Source organism: Sphingobacterium sp. FBM7-1, assembly GCF_020687765.1.
Taxonomy (GTDB): domain Bacteria; phylum Bacteroidota; class Bacteroidia; order Sphingobacteriales; family Sphingobacteriaceae; genus Sphingobacterium.
The window spans coordinates 191,693-212,156 of the sequence record NZ_JAJEWJ010000005.1; the positions used below are offsets into that span (position 1 = coordinate 191,693).

The following is a 20,464-nucleotide window of genomic DNA, read 5'->3' on the forward strand; positions in this document are numbered from 1 at the left end:
TATCTGTTATGATGAAAGAAAACAACGACGAAAAATACCTTTATAACAGCGCGACACTTAATAATATACGTAGCGAGTACAAAGAAGTGTTGATTGATAGCCAGATTCGTAAAGAAGATTTTGAGCAGGGTGTGCAGTGGCTTTACAAAAATCTATTGCACCGTCCCAAACCGCAAATCCGTTATTGCAATGGTCTGGATGTAGATGTGATCCGTGATGTGAAATCAAAAAAGATAAACAGGTTGACCGTTGAGAATGCTTTAAATCGATGTATTGATAGCTGTATCAGGGGAAAGAACAAGTGGATTGACGATCTCCTTTTGAAAAGAGTGTTATCGGAACACCTTCACCTCAGTCATCAACACACTGTACAAGATATTATAAATGGGTATGGTAAAAATGGTATAAACTTAAAAGAGCATTTGGCGCGGATAGCTTATTTGGATTTTCATATACGTTTGGGCGATTTTATGGCCTTAGATTTTTCTTATTTAAAAAAAATGTACTGCTCCGGTGTCTATTATGTTTTTTTCTGGGACGATTTTGTGCTAGCGCTCTCCAACCCCGTCATACGGCAGGATGAACACGGCCTGCTGCATTCTACGGTATACCCGGCTATAGAATGGCCTCAAGGGGGGAAAGCTTACTACATACACGGCAGAGAAATGCCGGAATGGATATTTAGGTGTTATGGAACGGATATGCTCTATCGCCGGTTTTTAGCAGAAGACAACGAAGATATCCGGTCGGGTATCATCACCCTTGTCAACGAACGGATAGGCGACAAAGGGTTGCTGGATTTTTTAAAGGCAGAGTTAGTGGACGAGAAAGAGGTTGTGCATCATTCGGGATATACAGAAGTTTTACGGCTGTACAAAAGCAAAGAAAAATTTGATTATTTGCAGGATCGGAAGGGGAAATCCGGGCAGCCGTACTGCTGGAGCGAATTTACCTGCCCCAGTACGGGCGCTACGTATCTCATCGATAATTCGGCAGATTTTAAAAATGCCATTGAAGCTGCTAAGTTTTTAAGGCCAAGTTTTGTCCCTGAGTATCTACCGTATCGATGGTCACATGATGCGAGCTGATATTTTGATGCTATGATAAACGAAAATATTGTACGCGAGATAATTAGAAATACCCGCTTCAAATTTCTTATTGGAAGAGGAGAGTATTTCGGATCGGAGGCGGAGAGAAAAGTTTATGACACGCTCTTTGAAGCGGGATTGGAGTGGCTATATTCCTATGTATTAGGCAAGCCTAAGCCAAAAGTGGTTTACTGCAACAATCTCCATTTTTTGAGAAAGGCTAAAAATAAGATGGATATACATCTTCATCATACCGTTGTAGCAGACGCACTGCGTGATGCTATTATGCTCCGCCCCGATGAATATTTAGCGTTTAAAAAAGATAACAATTTTGATAAGCTGATCGAGACGGAATTCAATACTCCTTTCTTATGTATGGAAGGGATTAGGTTTGATCTTTTCGATACGATTTCCGTTATGTTATATCAATGGGAGAAAAGCAGTTTCAATTTAGCCGGATTTCTGCGTGAAGTAATGGTGTACACGGTGTATAAAAGTACTCACCATTATGACGCTTATAGCAAAAACATTGACGAAAACTTTGTGATCGACGAAGAGAGCTTGTTGCATGCAAGGAATCTATGCAATGCTGAGGTATTTCATATGTTCTTTGGAGAAGACGTTGTCTATGCACTACGGTATCCCTATTATCAAAGCTCATGGAGGACAAAGATGACTACGCTTACCAATGGCTCCGGGGGAGAGTCTTCCTTCAACACTTTGCGCCCTCGTTTCTACTGGCCTTATGGTCCCAAGATTTATGCTTCCGATACCCAGCTTTTACCCAATTGGATTTTCGACGAGTATATGCAGGAAGGTTACTTCCGAAAAATTATGGATATCAACGATTTTGATATTCGGGATGGTATCGTTGCTATGATTAGAATAGATAAGGGAGATCGCGCTCTTTACGATTTTATATGCAGAGAAGTTGGGGATGAATGCCTAGCGGCATACTATTATTTATGGCTGACCGATAGTAAAGCAAAACGAGATGACGTGTTTTTAAATGCTATTGTTGGACTCTTGGCAAAGGGTGAAGGTGACAGGAAATTGGTGGATTTTATAGAAGCGGGATTCGGAAAAGAGGAAATTGTGGAATATTATATGCGATACTTTAAAATAGAAAAAGTATGGGAATTATTTGCTTGATTGTGTAAGTTTATTTCCTATTATTGTATAACGTTGTGCAATTGAGACCTTATTATTGATCAGCGTTTAGCTTCTTCCGTAACCGAGAAGAGAAATATATTAACTAAAATAAAATTCACTATGCAAATTCCACCGGGACACGGGTTAGCTGAAGCTCATCCCAACATTGTGGTGGAATAAAAGGGAAGCCGAAAACTTGATAGAGTAGGCACGGTTTTAAATATCTAAATTATGGCAAACTATTATTGCGAATATTGTGGAACTAAACATTCCAGTGTCATGGGGCTGACCAACGGTTATTGCTTTAGGCATCCCAACGGAGCAAACAAGGGAAGACACAAATTGTACGAAGGTAGCGAAAAAACAAAGTATACCTGCAAGTATTGTGGGACAGGCCAAAGTAGTATCCAAAACCTGACCAACGGTTATTGTTTTAGACATCCGGACGGAGCGAATAAAGGAAAACATGCGCCGGCATTGTGAGTATAAACAATTAATAACCATCACGAATAAGGATTTGTATAAAAATTTTTATAAATGAACAACATATCAATTAAACCAATCTCCGAATTATTGGGGATGAATTTTTTTATTCCATCGTATCAAAGAGGTTATCGTTGGACAGAACAACAGGTAAAAGACTTGTTGAATGATATCAATGAATTTTCACCAAAAGAAATTGCCAATTCCGGTGAAAAAACTTGGTATTGCTTACAGCCTATTGTTGTAAAGGAAACAGACAGAGACAGAAACGAGTGGGAAGTAATCGATGGACAGCAACGGTTAACTACGACTTATTTGATTTTATATTATTTGAATCAACGATATACAGAAGAAGGTAGAACGGAACTTTTTGAAGTGGAATATGAAACACGAGAAGGTTCTGCGAATTATTTAAAAAATGAATTGGGAAAAATAGAAAAGGACGATTCAAATATTGACTATTTCCACATATCAATTGCTTATCAAACTATTAAAGACTGGTTCAAAGAAAAAAAAGTAGAAAAATCATTTGAGTTGAAATTTAATGATTCTACTAAAGTTATTTGGTACGAAACTTCAAAGAACGAAATTTCTATTGATATTTTCACGAGAATCAATAGCGGAAAAATTCCGCTAACAAATGCTGAATTGATAAAAGCTTTGTTTTTGAACAGTTCGAATTTTGAAAACGTCGACGCGGAAAAACTGCGTTTGAAACAATTAGAAATTGCCTCAGAGTGGGATAGAATCGAATATGCTTTACAAGATGATTCGTTTTGGTATTTCATCAATAAAAGTGAAAACAATTTGGCAACGAGAATAGAGTTTATTTTCAATTTAATGGCTGACAAACAAAGCGATGATAAATATTCAACTTTTTATTTCTTTAATGAGAAATTCAAAACCAAACTAGAAAACGAGATAATCGATAATTGGCAGGAAATTAAAAAATATTTTCAAACGCTTGAAGAGTGGTTCAACGACAGAGAATTGTACCATAAAATTGGCTATTTGATTGCAACTGGAACAAACATCAAAAATATTCTTAACGAAAAAAAAGAAAAGTCAAAAACAGTATTTGCAAATTGGCTAAACCACGAAATACAATCCAAATTTAGAAAAGTGAATTTTGAAGAAGTAGAATATAACGGAGGATATATACGTGAAATTTTATTACTGCAAAACATTCAAACAATGCTCAATAATGAAAACGAAACTAATCGTTTTCCTTTTGACCGGTATAAAAAAGAGTTTTGGGACGTTGAACATATTCACGCTATTGCAACAGAAGTGAAAGTAAACAAGGAAAATCAAGCTGATTGGCTGAGAAACAACTTTGTCGAAACAGAAAATCATCAAGATAAAGACAGAAATAATCAAATTGAACAAACCATACAATCAGGCAACACTATTGACGAAAATGAGTTTGATTATATAATTGATTATGTTTTAGGGGAAGAAGATAACAGACTGCAAAATCTTTGTCTGTTAGACAGAGGAACAAATCGTTCTTATAAAAACGATTCATTTAAAGAAAAGAGGAAAAAGATAATCGAAAGAGAAATTGAAGGAACTTTTATTCCCATTTGTACTAAGAATGTTTTTATGAAATATTATTCCAGCAATGTACAAGATATTGAAGTATGGAATGAAAATGACAAAACGTCATATTTTGAAAAGATACAAGAAGTAATTACTGAATATTTACCTCAAACCGAATTAACAGAAAATGAACAATAATCCAACATCTGAAAAATTAACTTTTCGTGAGTTAATTAGTAAGCATAAAATTGAAATTCCTATTATACAGCGTGATTACGCTCAAGGCAGAGAGGGAAAAGCAGATATAAGAACTAATTTTTTGAATGCTTTGCTAGAAGTTGTTGATGGTAAAAAACTAGAGTTAGATTTTGTTTACGGAAGTGTTAAAAAGGATAAAGAAGATAATACAACTTTGCAACCTCTCGACGGGCAACAGCGATTAACAACTTTGTTTTTGTTGCATTGGTTCGTTGCTACCAAAGAAAATAAGTTAGACAATGGATTGATAAAACTCTTGACAAAATTCACTTACGAAACACGTACCAGCTCACGTGAATTTTGCAATGATTTAATCAATATAGGAATTGATTTTGATAATTTGTTAGAAACAGATTATCATGATAAAGAAAAAATAAAACCAAAGAATAATGAGTTGTCCAAGACAATCATTAATAGCTCCTGGTTTTTCCTTTCTTGGAAAAGAGACCCAACAATAAAATCGATGCTGACTATGTTGGATGCGATTCATCAAAATTTTAAAGATAACACCGAAGTTTGGAACAAGTTAAACAACATTAGCTTTCATTACATAGAACTGCAAGACTTTGGACTTTCTGATGATTTGTATATCAAAATGAATGCAAGAGGTAAGCCTCTTACCGATTTTGAAAATTTCAAAGCAAAGTTTGAGCAACACATCGATAAATGGGAAGACTATTCAGACCCAACAGAAACCTTTGCTCATAAAATTGACACAGTTTGGACAGATTTGTTTTGGAAATATCGTAATGAAACCGAAAACATTTTTGACGAACAGCTTCTGAATTTTTTCAGAACAAAGGCAGTAATTAATTATACGCTTAAAGCAGATATCAAAAGTGATAATTTCAGAGCCAACGTTGATTTATTGAGAGGAAGCGATACAATTCCATTCAATCAATATTTGGAGTTAGGTTGTTTTGATGAGGAGTATTTTACAACATTGAAAGCTACTTTAAATAAATTGTCTGATAAAGATGGATTGAATACATTTATTTCAGAAACCACTTATGTGAATGAGCAAGAAATTTTTAATGGTACAATTAAAAATGACTTATCATATCCTGATTTGGTTATTGCTTTTGCTTATTATCAATATTTGGCATCGGAAAAAAATATTGAAATTGAAAAATTGAAAAGTTGGTTGCGTGTTGTTCGTAATCTGGTAGAAGGTAGCAGACCCTATTTATTCAATAATGCTAATGACTTTGCAAATGCTCTACGTTCTATAAACGAATTGTTGCAATATAGAAATTCAATCGTTGATCACTTCGCAGAAATACAAATTAATTCGCTTTCGGGTTTCATTAGTGAGCAAGTTATAGAAGAAAAACTAAAAGCGAAACTTATTACACAAAATGAGGTTTGGAAAAATACAATTATTGAAATTGAAAATCACGGATATTTCAACGGACAAATCGGCTTTATTTTAGATTGGTGTAAAGATGAAAACGAAATACACAATATTGATAAATTCAAAGAATACGCAGAAAAAGCAAGAGCCGTATTTAGTAATGACGGAGTGAAAAACTTTGACAATTATCTTTTTGAAAGAGCTTTGTTAGCAACAGGTGATTATTTGTTGAGTATTGGTAGAAATTATAGTTTTTTAATCAGCAAAGGAAGAAATGAACGTGATATTAGTTGGAAGAGGCTCCTAAGAGATAATAACGAAAAACGAGCATATTTAAAACAGCTTGTTGATAAAGTATCTGTTTCAAATCTATCCAAAGATTTGCAAACCATTGTTGATGAATTTTCGGATCAAAATGATTGGCGATATTACTTCGTTAAACAGTTTGAGATGGTTTCCGCTTGTGGGGATCAAAAATTAATTAGGCGGAATAATGAATTTGATATTCTATTACTCGAAAAAACTGCAACAAATGGAAAGCACAGGGAATATTATTCGTATTCTTTATTTGTAGAGTTAATGATCGAGCAACCTGATATTTCGTATTGCAAGCAAAGCTCTGTGAATGATTGGAAATATTTTGAATTTAACGGAAGACAAATCGCATTTGATTGTAACTCCAGTAAATATGTTTGTACACAAAACAACGATTGGTATAATAAACAAGAATTTGAAAATAGAAATTCTGTATTTGACTATATTATAGAGCTAAACACCGAAGACAAACTCAATGAAAAAACTTTATCTTGATGATTTGAGACCAATCCCAGAAGGACACATAGGAGTTCGTTCTTATACGGAGTTTGTAACTTACATTACTGATAGTGGACTGCCTGATTTCATTTCTTTTGACCACGATTTAGGGCTCGAAGAGAGTGGGTATGATTGTGCTAAATGGTTAGTAAATTATTGTTTAGATAATAATTTTCGATTGCCCAAATTTGATGTACATAGTCAGAATCCTGTTGGTAAAGAAAATATATTATCATTACTACAGAATTTTAAAAAGAATATAAAAGGCTAATATAAACCACGACACACTTTGTCTTACTCTGGGTATACCTTTGTCAAAAAAGATAGGTTTATGGAAAGTATCACAAAGAAACAAATTCTGGAAAGCATTGGGAAAGTGTACGAACAATCAAAAAATTGTAAGCTTGAAAATTCATTTTTTGAAAGCATCAAATCCGAACTAGATACACTTTCCCAATATTTCAAAACGTCGGATAATCAAACCTTTTTTATTGCAATGGTTTTTGCTTTAAACTACAAAGGAGATACTGTCGATTTGAACGATTTGATAGAATATTTTGATTGTAATCCAATGAAAATCTTGGAATACAGCGATGATTTTGAGTACTTGCACAAAGTTGGGATTTTTGAAAAAAAGAAATCGAGACACCGTGTGAAGTTAGCAGGAGCTAATGACCAATTTGTTATTCACGAAAAAATCACAGAAGCCATTTTACAAAACAAACCTTTGCTCAAAATCAATGAGAATAAAATAAAGGGTATTATAGATTTGTTAGAACAGTTATACAAATTGGGCGACCAACGAGACGATGATAAAATTTCAACCTTTGAACTATTTCGAGAAGTTGAAAAATTGATTGCAGACAACACACATTTTCCGTTAATAGAAAAAGTAAAGCAATTCAACTTTAGCACAGAGGATGCTTATATGTTTTTATACCTAATATGGAAAACAGTATCAGGAAATGAATCTACAGATATTGGAAGAGCTTTGGATGGTATTTATGATAGTCCTTCAGAGAGAGTAAATGAAGTACAAAAATTGTTGTCGGGCAATCATATCCTAATCAACAATAATCTGATTGAAATTATAGAAGCCCAATTTTTCAATGATACAGAAATGAAATTGACGGATACCTCGTTCCAACTTCTGAATGATTGTGATATTAAACTTTTTCTAAACAAAAAGAAAAAAGACAATATCATTATTCCCTCGGAAGTTATTTATCGTGAATTGGTTTTTGATAATGAGGAGATGAATCAATTAGAAACACTTCAAAATTTACTTCAAGAAGACAAGTTTAATGAAACACAGACAAGATTAACAAATAAAGGTTTACCCAAAGGAATTGCAGTTTTGTTACATGGCGCACCTGGAACAGGAAAAACCGAAATTGTAAAACAATTGGCAAAAGCGACAAACCGAGAAATAATGAAAGTGGAAATCAGTCAGTCAAAATCCATGTGGTTTGGCGAAAGTGAAAAAATCATTAAACGTATTTTCACAGATTACAGAGCTTATGCAAAAGAATCTAAACTAACACCTATTTTACTTTTCAATGAAGCTGATGCCATTATTTCCAAAAGGAAAGAAAACAGTAATTCCAATGTAGCTCAAACTGAAAATGCTATCCAAAATATCATACTGGAAGAGCTTGAAAACTTTGATGGCATTTTAATGGCAACTACCAACTTAGCGAATAATTTGGATATCGCTTTTGAGCGAAGATTTTTATTCAAAGTACAGTTCAATAAACCCACAAAAAAGGTAAGAGCTAAAATATGGAAATCAAAAATGCCTCATTTGAATGAAGAAGCATGTCAAATACTCGCAGATAAATTTGATTTTTCAGGTGGGCAGATAGATAATATTATTCGCAAAAGTGAAATACAGGAAATCGTTCACGGCACAATGACCAACTTTGAAGAAATACAGTCATTTTGTAGCGAGGAATCCATAATAACAAAAACAACTAAAATTGGATTTGGCTATGCACACGATTAAAATTAAAAGCCAAAACATTTTATTGTTATCAGATACACATGGCAAACATCGTTTAATCGATATTCCTAAAAACATTCAGATTGTAATTCATTGTGGAGACATTTGTAATGCAGGAGATATGGATGAAGTTTTGGATTTTTTTAAATGGTACGCTCAATTAGAAATACCACATAAAATATTTATTCACGGAAATCATGATTTGCCTTTCGAGTTAGAACCAGAATGGGGTAAAAAATTGATTCGTAAAGACATTATCTGGTTAAATGACGCAACGATAGTAATACGTGAAATAAACATAATGGGAATTAGTGCTTTCCCTTTTTATAATAGTCTTGAAACGAAAAATAAAATTGACATCATTGCATCACATTATCCTCCTTATGGTATTTTAGACAATGGATTTGGCAGTGAAGAAATCAGCGATTTTATATTTCAGTTGGCACCAAAGTACCACGTATTTGGTCACAATCATTCCGACTATGGAAAAACAAAATACAAAAACATTCAATATATTAACGCATCAATTTATCATAAGTTATGTCAAAAAGAGAGTCACTTGCTAGGTATAGTCTCATTATTAAAAAGTTAAGAAAGCGTTCAGCCACATTTGCTGAAATCGAGGATTATTTAGCGTTGGAATCAGAAGTTCAAGGCTATAATTTTAATGTTTCGAAGCGTACATTTCAACGAGATAGAGACGACATCCGTTCTTTGTACAATATTGATATTTTATTTGACTTTTCTAAAAAGGTCTATTACATCGACTTTGACGGTCAACCAGAAGCAAGCGAGCGGATATTGGAAGCTTTCGATACCTTCAATGCTTTGAACGTAGCCGATAGGTTGTCTAAACATATTCATTTTGAAAAGCGGAAACCTCAAGGTACGGAACATCTTTATGGTTTACTTCATGCCATGAAAAATCAAGTTCAGATAACCTTTGTCTATCAAAAATATTGGGAGGATGAATTAACCGAGCGCACGGTAGAGCCGTATGCTCTAAAAGAATTCAAAAATAGATGGTATATCTTATCCAAGGATCTGAGCGATAACGCGATAAAGAGTTTTGCGCTCGACCGTATAACAGATTTAGATATTTCGAAGAGAAAATTCACCGTTCCGAAAGATTTTGATGTAAATGAATATTATAGATATTGCTTCGGTATCATTAGTCCGAACGGTCATCAGCCAGAAGATGTAATACTTTCTTTCAATGCATTTCAAGGAAAGTATATCAAGTCTTTGCCATTGCACGATTCCCAACGGATTCTAGTAGATAATGCTGATGAATTAAGAATACAGCTCAAACTATTCATTACGCATGATTTCTTTATGGAGCTTTTATCATTTGGAGACAACCTTAAAATATTAGAGCCACAGAGCTTGATTGATGATTTAAAATCAACTGTTAGGAATATTAACAACAAATATGAAGAATAGGGGGTAAGCCGGAGGGTCGGACCGGCTTTCTCTAGGCAGAAAAAAACATAGAAGCTGATTTCGTTTATTGATAAGAATTGTTTATTCTTTTTTAATTAACAAATTACCTTAACAGTTCCTGTATGTCCGCCGTGGACAGGGATTTCATAAAACTCTCTTCCGTCGTGATGAGCGAAGTGGATAGACTTTTCTTTTGACCTTGTAGCGCCAGTATTTTTTCCTCCACCGTATCCTTGCTGATAAATTTATAGATAAACACATTTTTCGTCTGTCCGATACGGTGCGAGCGGTCAATCGCCTGTTGCTCCACGGCAGGATTCCACCAAGGGTCTAAGATAAAAACGTAGTCCGCTTCCGTCAGGTTGAGCCCCACACCCCCTGCTTTAATGGAAATGAGAAAGATCTGCGTCTGTTCCTTTTCTTTAAACGCTTCCACCGCGTCTGCGCGATGCTTGGTGTTCCCATCCAAATACGCATAGGCTATTTTTTCTCGGTCGAAATGCGCCCGAAATAGCTGTAGGTGAGTTACAAATTGCGAGAATATTAATACTTTATGATTTTCTGCGATGATAGACTGTAGCATCTCGATAACGGTATCAAATTTACCGGAAGGGAAAGCCGTCTCCGGATCCAGCATCGCAGGATGATTGGCCATCTGCCGGAGCTTCGTCAATCCTTGCAAAAGCATGATCTGGTTGCCCTGTTTTTTCTGCTGTAGTTGGTTGTCCAGTAAAGCATTTCGGTATTCCGATTTTATGCGTTCGTACCAACTGGCCTGTTCCTCCGTCATTTCACAATACACCGTGTGTTCGGTTTTCGGCGGCAGCTCTTTGGCTACCTGATCCTTGGTACGACGGAGGATGAAAGGCTTGATAATAGCTTGTAAACGAGCGGCTTTTTCTTCATCTTTCTTTTTCTCAATAGGTGCTACAAACTCTTTTTGAAAATAGCTGTACGAACCCAGCAGACCGGGGTTGGCAAAATGCATCTGGGACCAGATGTCGCCCACAGAGTTCTCGATCGGTGTGCCGCTCAGTACCAGTCGATGTTTGCTTTTGAGGACTTTAATAGCCTTGAACGACTTGGACGTCGGGTTTTTGATATGCTGGCTTTCATCCAGGATGATGTAGTTGAAAAAGAACTTCGTCAGCATTTCCGAATCGCTGCGGACGATCCCGTAGGTCGTTATCACCAGATCAAAATGCGAAAAGCCAAACGTGTCTTTTAGCCGGTTGGAACCCGTATGGAGATGAATACGTAGCTGGGGCGCAAACTTCTCTGCTTCCTTCTGCCAGTTATAAAGGAGCGACGTGGGCAAGATCAGCAGTGAGGTCTTGGCATAGTCCGTTCCTTTAAGCTGTTCCCTTTGCTGCTGGAGCAAAGCAAGCGTCTGTACAGTTTTTCCCAATCCCATATCGTCCGCTAGGCAGCCACCGAACTTATATTCCTGCAGAAAATGAAACCAGTTGTAGCCTGCTCTCTGGTAGGGGCGTAGTTCACCCCGGAATCCTTCCGGCAGGGGCGCCTCGGTAATGCTGTCAAAGTTTAGCAATTGCTCCAGCTTACGATGGAAAGAAAGCGCCGTGTGCTCCGAAATTTCGTGCAACAGGCCGATATGGGTTTTACTGAGCTGTAAACTATGTTTGTTCGTTGCAAAGAGAAACAAATGTTCATATTGCGAAAACCATTCTTCCGGGATCAGCGCAATTTCGCCGTTCGGCAACGTAAATTCTTTATTCTTATTTAAAATATGGTCGCGCAGGGAGATAAATGGAATTTTGTAAGGGCCAAAATGAGCAACCGCCTGCACATCAAACCAGTCGTTTCCTTCCTCAATCGCCATCTCGAGAGACATCTTTCCGATGAAAATACGCCGATCACTTTTGGTCTGGGTAATAGTAAAGCCTTTTTCCAAAAGCTGCTCTTGCTTCGTATTTAGCCAATCCACAATAGACCCTGATTCGTCTGCCGTAACAAAGTTGGCAAATAATGCGTCTTTCCGGCGCAGCCCCAATTCTTCCAGCAGATCCGCCTGCTTTTTTTCCCAAACCAGTGAGCGTTTTATCCGATGAAAAACATAGGTGTCATTTTCTTCATCATGTGTTAGTCGAACGGTTACCGGATGCTCGGTGCCCGCCGAAAATTCATACGGACCGTATCTAAACGACAGCTGTAAAAAGGACTGCCCCGCGGAAACGTAGGATAGTCTTAAGGTAGGTATCGCATTTTCCTTGTGCGTCTTGATATCGAAACCCTCCGCATACACATGGTGTTTTTCGATCAGTCCGCTCACAAAAGTTTCAAAGTATCGGCGTTCCGTATTCCGCGGTACGCTGATGTATCGTTTGCTAAGAAAAGGGCTAAGTTTCTTGCCATCTATATCCTGATCAAAATAATAGAGGGTGTTTTCTACGAGCAACCAAGCTTCCTTGTTGACAATAACGCGCGCATCCTTATACATAAAATCCAGCCGATGCCCTTGGTATTTCAACGTCGGGAAATAACGGGTCTCCGTCTCGTTGCGTCGAAAATGGAACAAAATCGAAGTAGGCTCGTCCGCAATACGTATTTCCTCCTCGGCCGGATAGCCGTCTTTACTCATCAAAAAGAGCGGTTTGTTTTTCAGCTGCTTTAAGACGGTGAGCATTTTCTGTTCGATCTTGGGACGTATCCGTTCGTAAATTTTCTCGTCGAAAACTTTCCCGAAGAAGTCCGCCGGACGCATCGCCTTCTTATTAAATGCCTTGATGATATGGGTTTGTTCAATCTCGTCGAGCAGCTTTATAAGCTGGTAGTCGGTTTCGTCCAATGCCGGTGCAAAATCACCAATCGTATTGGTAAAAATCCGCCTATAACTCAAGGAATACGAGCCATTTGCGTTTAACTGCACAATATGTGGCTCCATCAAATAACCTAAATACGGATGTATTCCTAGCGAATAGATTAATTTAAACGGTAATTTACTTTTAACTTGCTGCATCGAATTTCGGAAGTCCCTCAAAAAAGCTTCTAATATAGCTTTATTCTTCTTTTTTCCCTCAAAAAAGAAGCAAAAAAATCGTCGCTTCAGATGTTTTACATATTGGATTGTACTAAGGATGAATTTGTGCAGTCGTAAAACATCTGGATGCGACCTTTATAGGGTAAGGAGGGGGAGTGCTATAGTGTTATTCTTCTTTTTTTCCTCAAAAAAGAAGCAAAAAAAATCGTGGCTTCGGATATTTGAGATAAGGAATAGTACTAAGAAGGGGGGGGCTACATACCTCAAACATCCGGATACGACCTTTGTGTGTTAAGGAGGGGATAGTGCAATAGCGTCAACGGAAGCGATGAATGATTGATCGTGATGAAGCGGGTATAGACGACCTTATATTGTTCTGCGACCATTTTTATGAAGGCTATTCCGTATAGAACAGAATAATGTCTGAACGAAGTGAGTTTTATTCTGTTCAGGAATAGTCGAATAAAAATAGCAGAACAATATTAAGTCTTGATTTTTTTGCTTCGTTTTTTCATCAAGGAAAAAATGAAGGAATAGTACTAAGGATGAGTTTCTACATACCTCAAACATCCGGACGCGACCTTTGTGTGTTAAGGAGGGGGAGTGCAATAACGTCAACGGACGCGATTCATGATTGATCGTGCGGAGGCGGGTATAGACGACCTTATATTGTTCTGCGGCCATTTTTATGAAGGCTATTCCGTATAGAACAGAATAATGTCTGAACGAAGTGAGTTTTATTCTGTTCAGGAATAGTCGAATAAAAATAGTGCGAGAGAATAGCACGTTTGGTTTTATGCACTAACCCTCGTGGATATTTATTCTCGCATCCGGATTTTGAGGAGGTAGAACCCCCTTCTTGGTACTATCCAATCCCTCAAAAATCCGAAGCGAGGAGGTTTTTGCTTCTTTTTCACGGGGAAAAAGAAGGAATAGTACCGTTGAAAACAAACTTTGCCGGCCCGATCAACCGTACGTCCGTAAATTTGTCACCGGTTTTGTGAAATCGGATGTACAACTGTCCGCCCATAACCCGGATGGGGATTTCTTGTTCACCTTCCAAGCCGTTTTCGAGTGCGATGGCCATGGCAGATGCGGTGGCACCGGTACCGCAGGCGAGCGTTTCATCTTCCACGCCCCGTTCGAAAGTCCGTACGAAATAGCTTGTTTCTTCCTTCTCTACAAAATTGACGTTGATTCCTTCCTGTTTATAACGGTCATTATTACGGATGGCGGATCCCATCTCATACACATTGCTGTGGGAGAGGTCTTCTACCCAAGCGACATAATGCGGCGATCCGGTGTTCAGTACATATGCTGCACCATCTCGCTGGATATCCGAAACATCGATCATCCCTAGATCCACTTGATCGCCATGGATAGCAGCTTCATGCTCGCCGTCGACTGCCAAAAAGACAGTCTTTTCTTCTATGATTCCCAAATCACGTGCAAAAGCTACGATACAACGCCCCCCGTTGCCGCACATGCTCCCTTCTGTACCGTTTGCGTTGTAGTAAATCATCTCGAAATCAAAATTTTTGTTATTTTGAAGAAGCATTAGACCGTCTGCACCGATTCCAAATCTTCGATCACAGAGCGCTCGAACCAGATGCTCGTCCTTTCGGTCAAAAACACCGCTTCTATTGTCGATTAATACAAAATCATTGCCGGCCCCTTGGTATTTTGAAAATTTTATTTTTCTATGCATTTGCTTGATTATATGGTAGGAAATCAATATTCTTGTTACAATGCAGCTTTTGTTTGTTAAATCATGTTAAAAGTCGCGATTAGGCTGGTCGATTAACATTTTTTAACTGTCAAAACTTCCCATGCAATTTCTAATGGTACTACATTTGAATAAACCATAACAAAAGTAAAAAGAAAATTTTTATAGATAATAGATCATTACAGTAATTATGACAATGAAGAAAATAGGAATGAGTTTATTAATAGCCGCAGTTGGAGGCGCGGTGGCTATTGGAGGGTACAAGCTCTTCGAAAATAAGCAAAACGAACAGATGACCTTCGAAGAAAAGCAGAAAGTCTATTTTGCGAATAACCCCGGAGCCGAAATTACGTCTTCAACGGGTAATCCAGACTTTACCCAAGCCGCTGCAGCCGTATCGCCCGGTGTTGTGCACATCAAAGTGACGATGACGGCGCGCGGTTCACAACGCGGTGGCGGCAGTTCGCCTTTCGATATGTTTGAAGAGTTTTTTGGCATGCCCCAGCGCCGGCAAGCACAGCCTCGACAAGCAACCGCTTCGGGATCAGGTGTGTTGATCTCGCCAGATGGTTATATCGTGACCAATAACCACGTGGTGGAAGATGCCGATAAAATCGAAGTTAAATTGACCGATCAGCGGACCTACGAAGCGAAAGTAATTGGTCGCGATGCGGATTTCGACCTTGCCTTGATTAAAGTTTCTGGAACCAACTTACCCTTTGTGAAGTTTGGTGACTCCGACAATGTGCGTATCGGCGAGTGGGTATTGGCCGTTGGTTATCCGTTAAGCCTACAATCTACGGTTACGGCGGGTATTGTAAGTGCGAAAGGCCGTCAGATCGGTATTCTCGGGGAGCAAGGACAAGGATCCCCTTATGGATATGGGCAGCCGCAGGAGCCGATCGTGCGTACCGCGGTAGAGTCCTTTATCCAAACAGATGCGGTGATCAATAAAGGAAATAGTGGTGGTGCCTTGGTGAATACTAGAGGTGAGTTGATTGGTATCAATGCCGCTATTGCTTCTCCAACTGGTGTTTATGCTGGATACGGATTTGCTATCCCGGTTAACTTGGTGAAAAAGATTGTAGACGACTTTAAAGAATTCGGTACCGTGCAGCGAGGTTATGTAGGGGTGAGTTTCCGCGAGGTTGACGAAAGCATCCGTAAAGAATATAAGATTGATGACATCCAAGGATTGTATGTTTTTGATGTCGTAAAAGGCGGTGCTGCTGAAGAAGCCGGTATTAAAACCGGAGATATTATTACGAAAGTAGAAGGCAAAACGATCTATTCTTCGTCTGATCTGCAAGAACGTGTCGCGCGCTTGAATCCGGGTGACAAACTTAAAATGACCTATAAGCGTGACGGTAAAGAGCGAGAAGTGGCGGTTACGTTGAAGGCACAGGAATCGAAAAAGTCAGCGGCTTCAGAAGAAGTAAGTGCCAGTGCGACCGAAATATTTAATAAATTAGGTGCGAGCTTCACGCCGGCAAATGCTGCGCAGAAGAAGAAGTTCGGGGTTAACTCTGGTGTGGTGATCACGCAGGTACACCGTGGGGGTATGTTTGAATACTTCGGCGTGGAAAAAGGCCTGGTGGTAACACATGTAAACGGAAAACCTGTAAACAGCGTCGATGATGTAGAATCTGCATTAGGCAGTACCAAACGAAACATCGTACGGATTACGGGTGTGTCCGAAAACGGAACGGTAGAGTTCAACTTCCCGATCCAATACTAAAGGAAATAAAAATCAAAGAAACGCGTCATCTACCGTAAAGTGGGTGGCGCGTTTTTTTATCATAAATGTATCACTTTGTGCCCTCGGCTTCTATATTCAAAGGAATAGCGGTATTTTCGGGGCATGAAAATTTTGATGGTTTGTTTAGGTAATATCTGCCGGTCACCACTGGCACATGGCATCATGCAACACTTGGTGGAGCAGGAGGGTTTAGACTGGGAAATTGATTCTGCGGGCACGGGCGATTGGCACGTGGGCAACCAACCCGACAAACGCTCCATCGCGGTAGCCAAGAAATACGGCGTAGACATCACCACGCAGCGGGCGCAATGGTTTCAACCGGAGCTTTTTGATCGTTATGATCGGATTTTGGTGATGGATGACAACAACTTGCGGGATGTGCTGGCGCTAGGGCGGAACGACGAAGATCGCGTTAAGGTGCAGCTATTTTTATCCGAAGGGATTGTTCCAGATCCCTACTACGACGAAACACAGTTTGAACCCGTGTACAACATGATCGAAAAACGCTGTAAGGAACTCTTGCAGGAACTGCGTAAATAATTCCCTATTTTTGTTAGGTATGAAAGCATCGGAGATTAATAAAAAGTGGAAGGAACTGCAAAGCATTATTGCAAAGGATTTCGACATGGAACTCCCTGATCTTAAAGTGATGCTCTTTCTTATCGGCGTGCAGGAACTCGGAAAAGGTCCACAACAGTTTTCTAAACGACAAAAAGAAGAGCTTATGCACATCGCTACCTGCCGCCTTTTCAGTGCGATGGGCTTTTATGAGCTGAAGGGGTTAGATGAAGAGGGTTGGCCGCATTGGGATTTGGTGAAGCCCATTCCCAACTATACATTGTTAGAACAAGAAATGATTCTGAAATCCTTGATTATTGATTATTTTGAGGATACCTATACCTTATCGTAATACGCATTCATGAGAAGAAACTACAAACAAATAGGGCTGCTCGTTATGGGCATGCTATTGGCCACGATGGCTTGGGCGAAAACACCGAAACATCATTATGTAGCTATACAGACAAATAAAGGCGAATGCTTATTAATGCTGTATAACGAAACGCCTAAGCACCGCGACAACTTCGTTAAACTGGTTAAGGAAGGGTACTACGACGAATTGCTGTTCCATCGCGTTATTGAAAACTTTATGGTTCAAGGCGGAGATCCCGATTCCCGTTACGCAGCACAGAAACAGGCACTTGGCACAGGCGGACCCGACTATAAGATTCCGGCAGAGATTCAGGACAGCCTCATTCACAAAAAAGGAACGATTGGTGCGGCAAGGGATAATAATCCCGCAAAGCAGTCATCCGCATCGCAGTTTTATCTGGTGCAGGGCCGCGTATTCAGTCCGGCTGCATTAGACTCCTTAGAGACGTTCCGCTTAAACGGGAAGAAGCTGACGGCACAGCAGCGGGAGGCCTATACAACGGTTGGAGGCGTGCCTCATCTGGATGGTAACTATACGGTGTTCGGCGAACTGTTAAGCGGTGTGGCAACCATAGATCAGATAGCGGTGGTAGAGACTGATGAGCGCGATCGTCCTTTGGAGGACGTGCGTATGTCGATGCAGCTACTGACCCGGCGAGAAGCCTTAAATCTGGAACGGGAACAGGCCGGACTTCAACCTAAAACGGGTTTCTTTACCAAGATTTTAGACATTTTCTATTCGAGATACTATTAATGAAGATTATCACCTATAACGTAAACGGTATTCGGGCAGCACTAAAAAAAGATTGGCTGGGCTGGATGAAGAGCATGGATGCGGACGTCGTGTGTTTGCAGGAAATTAAAGCTACCCAAGACCAAGTTCCTGAAATTCTTATGCTGGAACAGATGGGTTACGAGCATTATTGGTATCCGGCTCAAAAGAAAGGATATAGCGGCACGGCTATTTTCACCAAGATCACCCCCAAGCATGTCGAATACGGTTGCGGACATGAGGATTATGATTTTGAAGGACGTACCATCCGTGTAGATTTCGATGATCTCTCGGTGATGAGCGTATATTTCCCTTCGGGAACGACTGGCGATGTGCGGCAGGATTTCAAATATCGTTTTCTGGCAGATTTTCAGGAGTACAGCGATAAACTGCTGCAAGAAAAGCCAAATCTGGTGATTTCAGGCGATTATAACATCTGTCATCGCGCAATTGATATCCATAATCCCAAATCGAATGCGAATAGCTCGGGCTTTTTGCCGGCGGAGCGGGAGTGGATGGAAAATTTTATCAACTCCGGGTATGTAGACTCTTTTAGACACCTGAATCCCGACCCACATCACTATACTTGGTGGAGCTACCGTGCTGGAGCGCGGTCGAGAAACTTAGGTTGGCGGATTGATTATAATATGGTATCTAAATCCTTAGCAGATCGGATCGCCGGGGCAGAGATTATACCTTCGGCAGTGCATTCCGATCACTGTCCGGTATTGTTAACGCTTCGGTAAGCAAAACCCAGCAACCTCAGCAAAAATTTATAGGGGCCTTCGATACGATATCGAAGGCCCCTTGTTTTTAGCTCTCGCGGGCTGCCGCGGGTCGGTTTTTATGTTTTCTTTTGCTGATCTTGTCTACATTCACGGGCTGTGGAACTTTCACGTAATAGCCCGTTCCATCATAGGTGCGTTTGCGAGGATGCTCCATACAGCTCGACGAACAACACCCCTCCATTTCCCAGCCGCAATCATCACACTGGGTGAAATGCTCGTTACATTCGGGGTTTGCACAGTTAATCATCTTTGCCGTAACGGCGCCGCAGTTTCTGCAGGTCGATACGACAGATGGATTAACGGTATTCACATCAACAGTAAGGCGGTTGTCAAACACATAACACTGTCCTTCAAAATCCTTACCGTTTACTTCCTTACCATACTTGATGATCCCACCATGCAGTTGGTAAACATCGTTGAAACCTTCTTTTAGCAATAAAGCGGAAGCTTTTTCACATTTAATTCCACCCGTGCAGTACGTTAGTATCTTTTTGTCTTTATACTGTTCCAGTTCCTTGATCTTTTCCGGAAATTCCCGGAAGTTCTCGATATCCAATGTCACCGCATTCTTAAAACGACCGACCGTATGCTCGTAATTAGAACGTACGTCCAGAATAACCACATCCTCCCGGTCTTTCATCTCCAAGAAATCTTTCGGCTCTAGGTGTTTACCCGTTTCCTTATTGGGATCGATAACCCGCGGATCGCGCAAACCCGAATGAACAATCTCCGGTTTGTACCGGCAGTGCATTTTGATAAAAGAAGGCTCGTCCACCTCATCCACCTTAAAATCCGTCTTCGCAAACCGCTCATCGGCATGCACCGCGTCCATATAGGCCTGACAAGCTTCCCGAGTTCCCGAAACCGTCCCGTTCAAACCTTCATCGGCAACGATAATACGACCAACAAGACCCAGTGATTTACAAAATTCAAGATGATCAGCAGCGAACTGTTCTGCATTTTCGATAGTACTGTAACAGTAGTACAGTAGCGTTTGATATTTTTCCATATTCATTGATACCGCTGCAAACGGCGTTTAATGTTAAAATTTTTTACAAAAATACTGTTTTTTATTTTCTTTTTTTCCGCAAAAAAGAAACAAAAAACTCGTCGCTTCGGATATTTGAGAGGAATGGTTCGTGCTAAGGATGAATTTCTACATACCTCAAACATCCGTATGCGACCTTTAGATGTTAATGAGGGATTGTGCAATTGTATTTTTTTAATGAAGATCTGATATTTGAGAAGGATGAAACGTGCAAGTCTTGATTTATGGATTCGTGTTTGTTTTAGCATCCATGAGCTCACTTCGTTCGGTTTTTGCATCCTTTTTTATCAAGAAAAAAGGATAAA

Annotated in this window: 17 protein-coding genes; 14 read left to right on the plus strand and 3 right to left on the minus strand. The window is 39.5% G+C overall.

From position 1 onward, the window contains the following. Window positions 1–8 precede the first annotated feature (8 nt). The 9 genes from LKO28_RS10725 to LKO28_RS10765 all read left to right on the plus strand — a co-directional run bounded on the left by LKO28_RS10725 (window position 9) and on the right by LKO28_RS10765 (window position 10,135). Window positions 9–1,088 carry a hypothetical protein gene (locus LKO28_RS10725; protein WP_227694839.1) on the plus strand — a complete coding sequence of 360 codons (1,080 nt, stop codon included), beginning with the start codon at window positions 9–11 and terminating at the stop codon, window positions 1,086–1,088. Between the two features lie 12 nt (window positions 1,089–1,100). Continuing rightward, window positions 1,101–2,240, plus strand: a complete 1,140-nt coding sequence (locus tag LKO28_RS10730) for a hypothetical protein (RefSeq protein ID WP_227694841.1) — start codon at window positions 1,101–1,103, stop codon at window positions 2,238–2,240. Between the two features lie 231 nt (window positions 2,241–2,471). Next, window positions 2,472–2,723 carry a hypothetical protein gene (locus LKO28_RS10735; protein WP_227694843.1) on the plus strand — a complete coding sequence of 84 codons (252 nt, stop codon included), beginning with the start codon at window positions 2,472–2,474 and terminating at the stop codon, window positions 2,721–2,723. Window positions 2,724–2,777: 54 nt separating this feature from the next. Next, entirely contained in the window at window positions 2,778–4,463 is a 1,686-nt protein-coding gene (locus LKO28_RS10740; protein WP_227694844.1) for a DUF262 domain-containing protein, read from the plus strand. Beyond that, window positions 4,453–6,687, plus strand: coding sequence for a DUF262 domain-containing protein (locus LKO28_RS10745; protein ID WP_227694845.1), 2,235 nt, complete (start codon window positions 4,453–4,455; stop codon window positions 6,685–6,687). Before LKO28_RS10740 ends, LKO28_RS10745 begins: the two co-directional genes overlap by 11 nt. Continuing rightward, window positions 6,668–6,961 (plus strand): cyclic-phosphate processing receiver domain-containing protein, encoded by a 294-nt coding sequence (locus LKO28_RS10750; protein ID WP_021191509.1) that lies wholly within the window; start codon window positions 6,668–6,670, stop codon window positions 6,959–6,961. The genes LKO28_RS10745 and LKO28_RS10750 overlap by 20 nt, the downstream gene beginning before the upstream one ends. Window positions 6,962–7,021: 60 nt before the next feature. After that, window positions 7,022–8,695 (plus strand): AAA family ATPase, encoded by a 1,674-nt coding sequence (locus LKO28_RS10755; RefSeq protein WP_227694846.1) that lies wholly within the window; start codon window positions 7,022–7,024, stop codon window positions 8,693–8,695. After that, a complete protein-coding gene (locus tag LKO28_RS10760) occupies window positions 8,682–9,284 on the plus strand; it encodes a metallophosphoesterase (protein ID WP_227694847.1) in 603 nt (200 codons plus the stop codon). Before LKO28_RS10755 ends, LKO28_RS10760 begins: the two co-directional genes overlap by 14 nt. Next, window positions 9,233–10,135, plus strand: coding sequence for a helix-turn-helix transcriptional regulator (locus tag LKO28_RS10765; RefSeq protein WP_227694848.1), 903 nt, complete (start codon window positions 9,233–9,235; stop codon window positions 10,133–10,135). Before LKO28_RS10760 ends, LKO28_RS10765 begins: the two co-directional genes overlap by 52 nt. Before the next feature lie 103 nt (window positions 10,136–10,238). On the opposite strand, the gene LKO28_RS10770 is transcribed toward LKO28_RS10765, so the two are convergent. Further along, entirely contained in the window at window positions 10,239–13,115 is a 2,877-nt protein-coding gene (locus LKO28_RS10770; RefSeq protein WP_227694850.1) for a DEAD/DEAH box helicase, read from the minus strand. A gap of 934 nt (window positions 13,116–14,049) precedes the next feature. Then, complete coding sequence (gene dapF / locus LKO28_RS10775) at window positions 14,050–14,844, minus strand: diaminopimelate epimerase (RefSeq protein WP_227694851.1); 795 nt, start codon at window positions 14,842–14,844, stop codon at window positions 14,050–14,052. A gap of 229 nt (window positions 14,845–15,073) precedes the next feature. On the opposite strand from dapF, the gene LKO28_RS10780 reads away from it, so the two are divergent. The 5 genes from LKO28_RS10780 (at window position 15,074) to LKO28_RS10800 (ending at window position 19,069) form a co-directional block, all read left to right on the plus strand. Next, complete coding sequence (locus LKO28_RS10780; RefSeq protein ID WP_227694852.1) at window positions 15,074–16,600, plus strand: Do family serine endopeptidase; 1,527 nt, start codon at window positions 15,074–15,076, stop codon at window positions 16,598–16,600. 123 nt (window positions 16,601–16,723) lie between these two features. Next, window positions 16,724–17,161: a low molecular weight protein-tyrosine-phosphatase gene (locus tag LKO28_RS10785; RefSeq protein ID WP_227694853.1), complete on the plus strand. Its 438-nt coding sequence runs from the start codon at window positions 16,724–16,726 to the stop codon at window positions 17,159–17,161. Window positions 17,162–17,180: 19 nt separating this feature from the next. Further along, a complete protein-coding gene (locus LKO28_RS10790; protein ID WP_227694854.1) occupies window positions 17,181–17,531 on the plus strand; it encodes a hypothetical protein in 351 nt (116 codons plus the stop codon). Between the two features lie 9 nt (window positions 17,532–17,540). Beyond that, on the plus strand, window positions 17,541–18,305 hold the full coding sequence (locus tag LKO28_RS10795) for a peptidylprolyl isomerase (protein WP_227694855.1): 765 nt from the start codon (window positions 17,541–17,543) through the stop codon (window positions 18,303–18,305). Continuing rightward, complete coding sequence (locus tag LKO28_RS10800; RefSeq protein ID WP_227694856.1) at window positions 18,305–19,069, plus strand: exodeoxyribonuclease III; 765 nt, start codon at window positions 18,305–18,307, stop codon at window positions 19,067–19,069. Before LKO28_RS10795 ends, LKO28_RS10800 begins: the two co-directional genes overlap by 1 nt. A 67-nt stretch (window positions 19,070–19,136) precedes the next feature. On the opposite strand, the gene LKO28_RS10805 is transcribed toward LKO28_RS10800, so the two are convergent. Then, window positions 19,137–20,120, minus strand: coding sequence for a rhodanese-related sulfurtransferase (locus LKO28_RS10805; RefSeq protein ID WP_227694857.1), 984 nt, complete (start codon window positions 20,118–20,120; stop codon window positions 19,137–19,139). Window positions 20,121–20,464 lie beyond the last annotated feature (344 nt).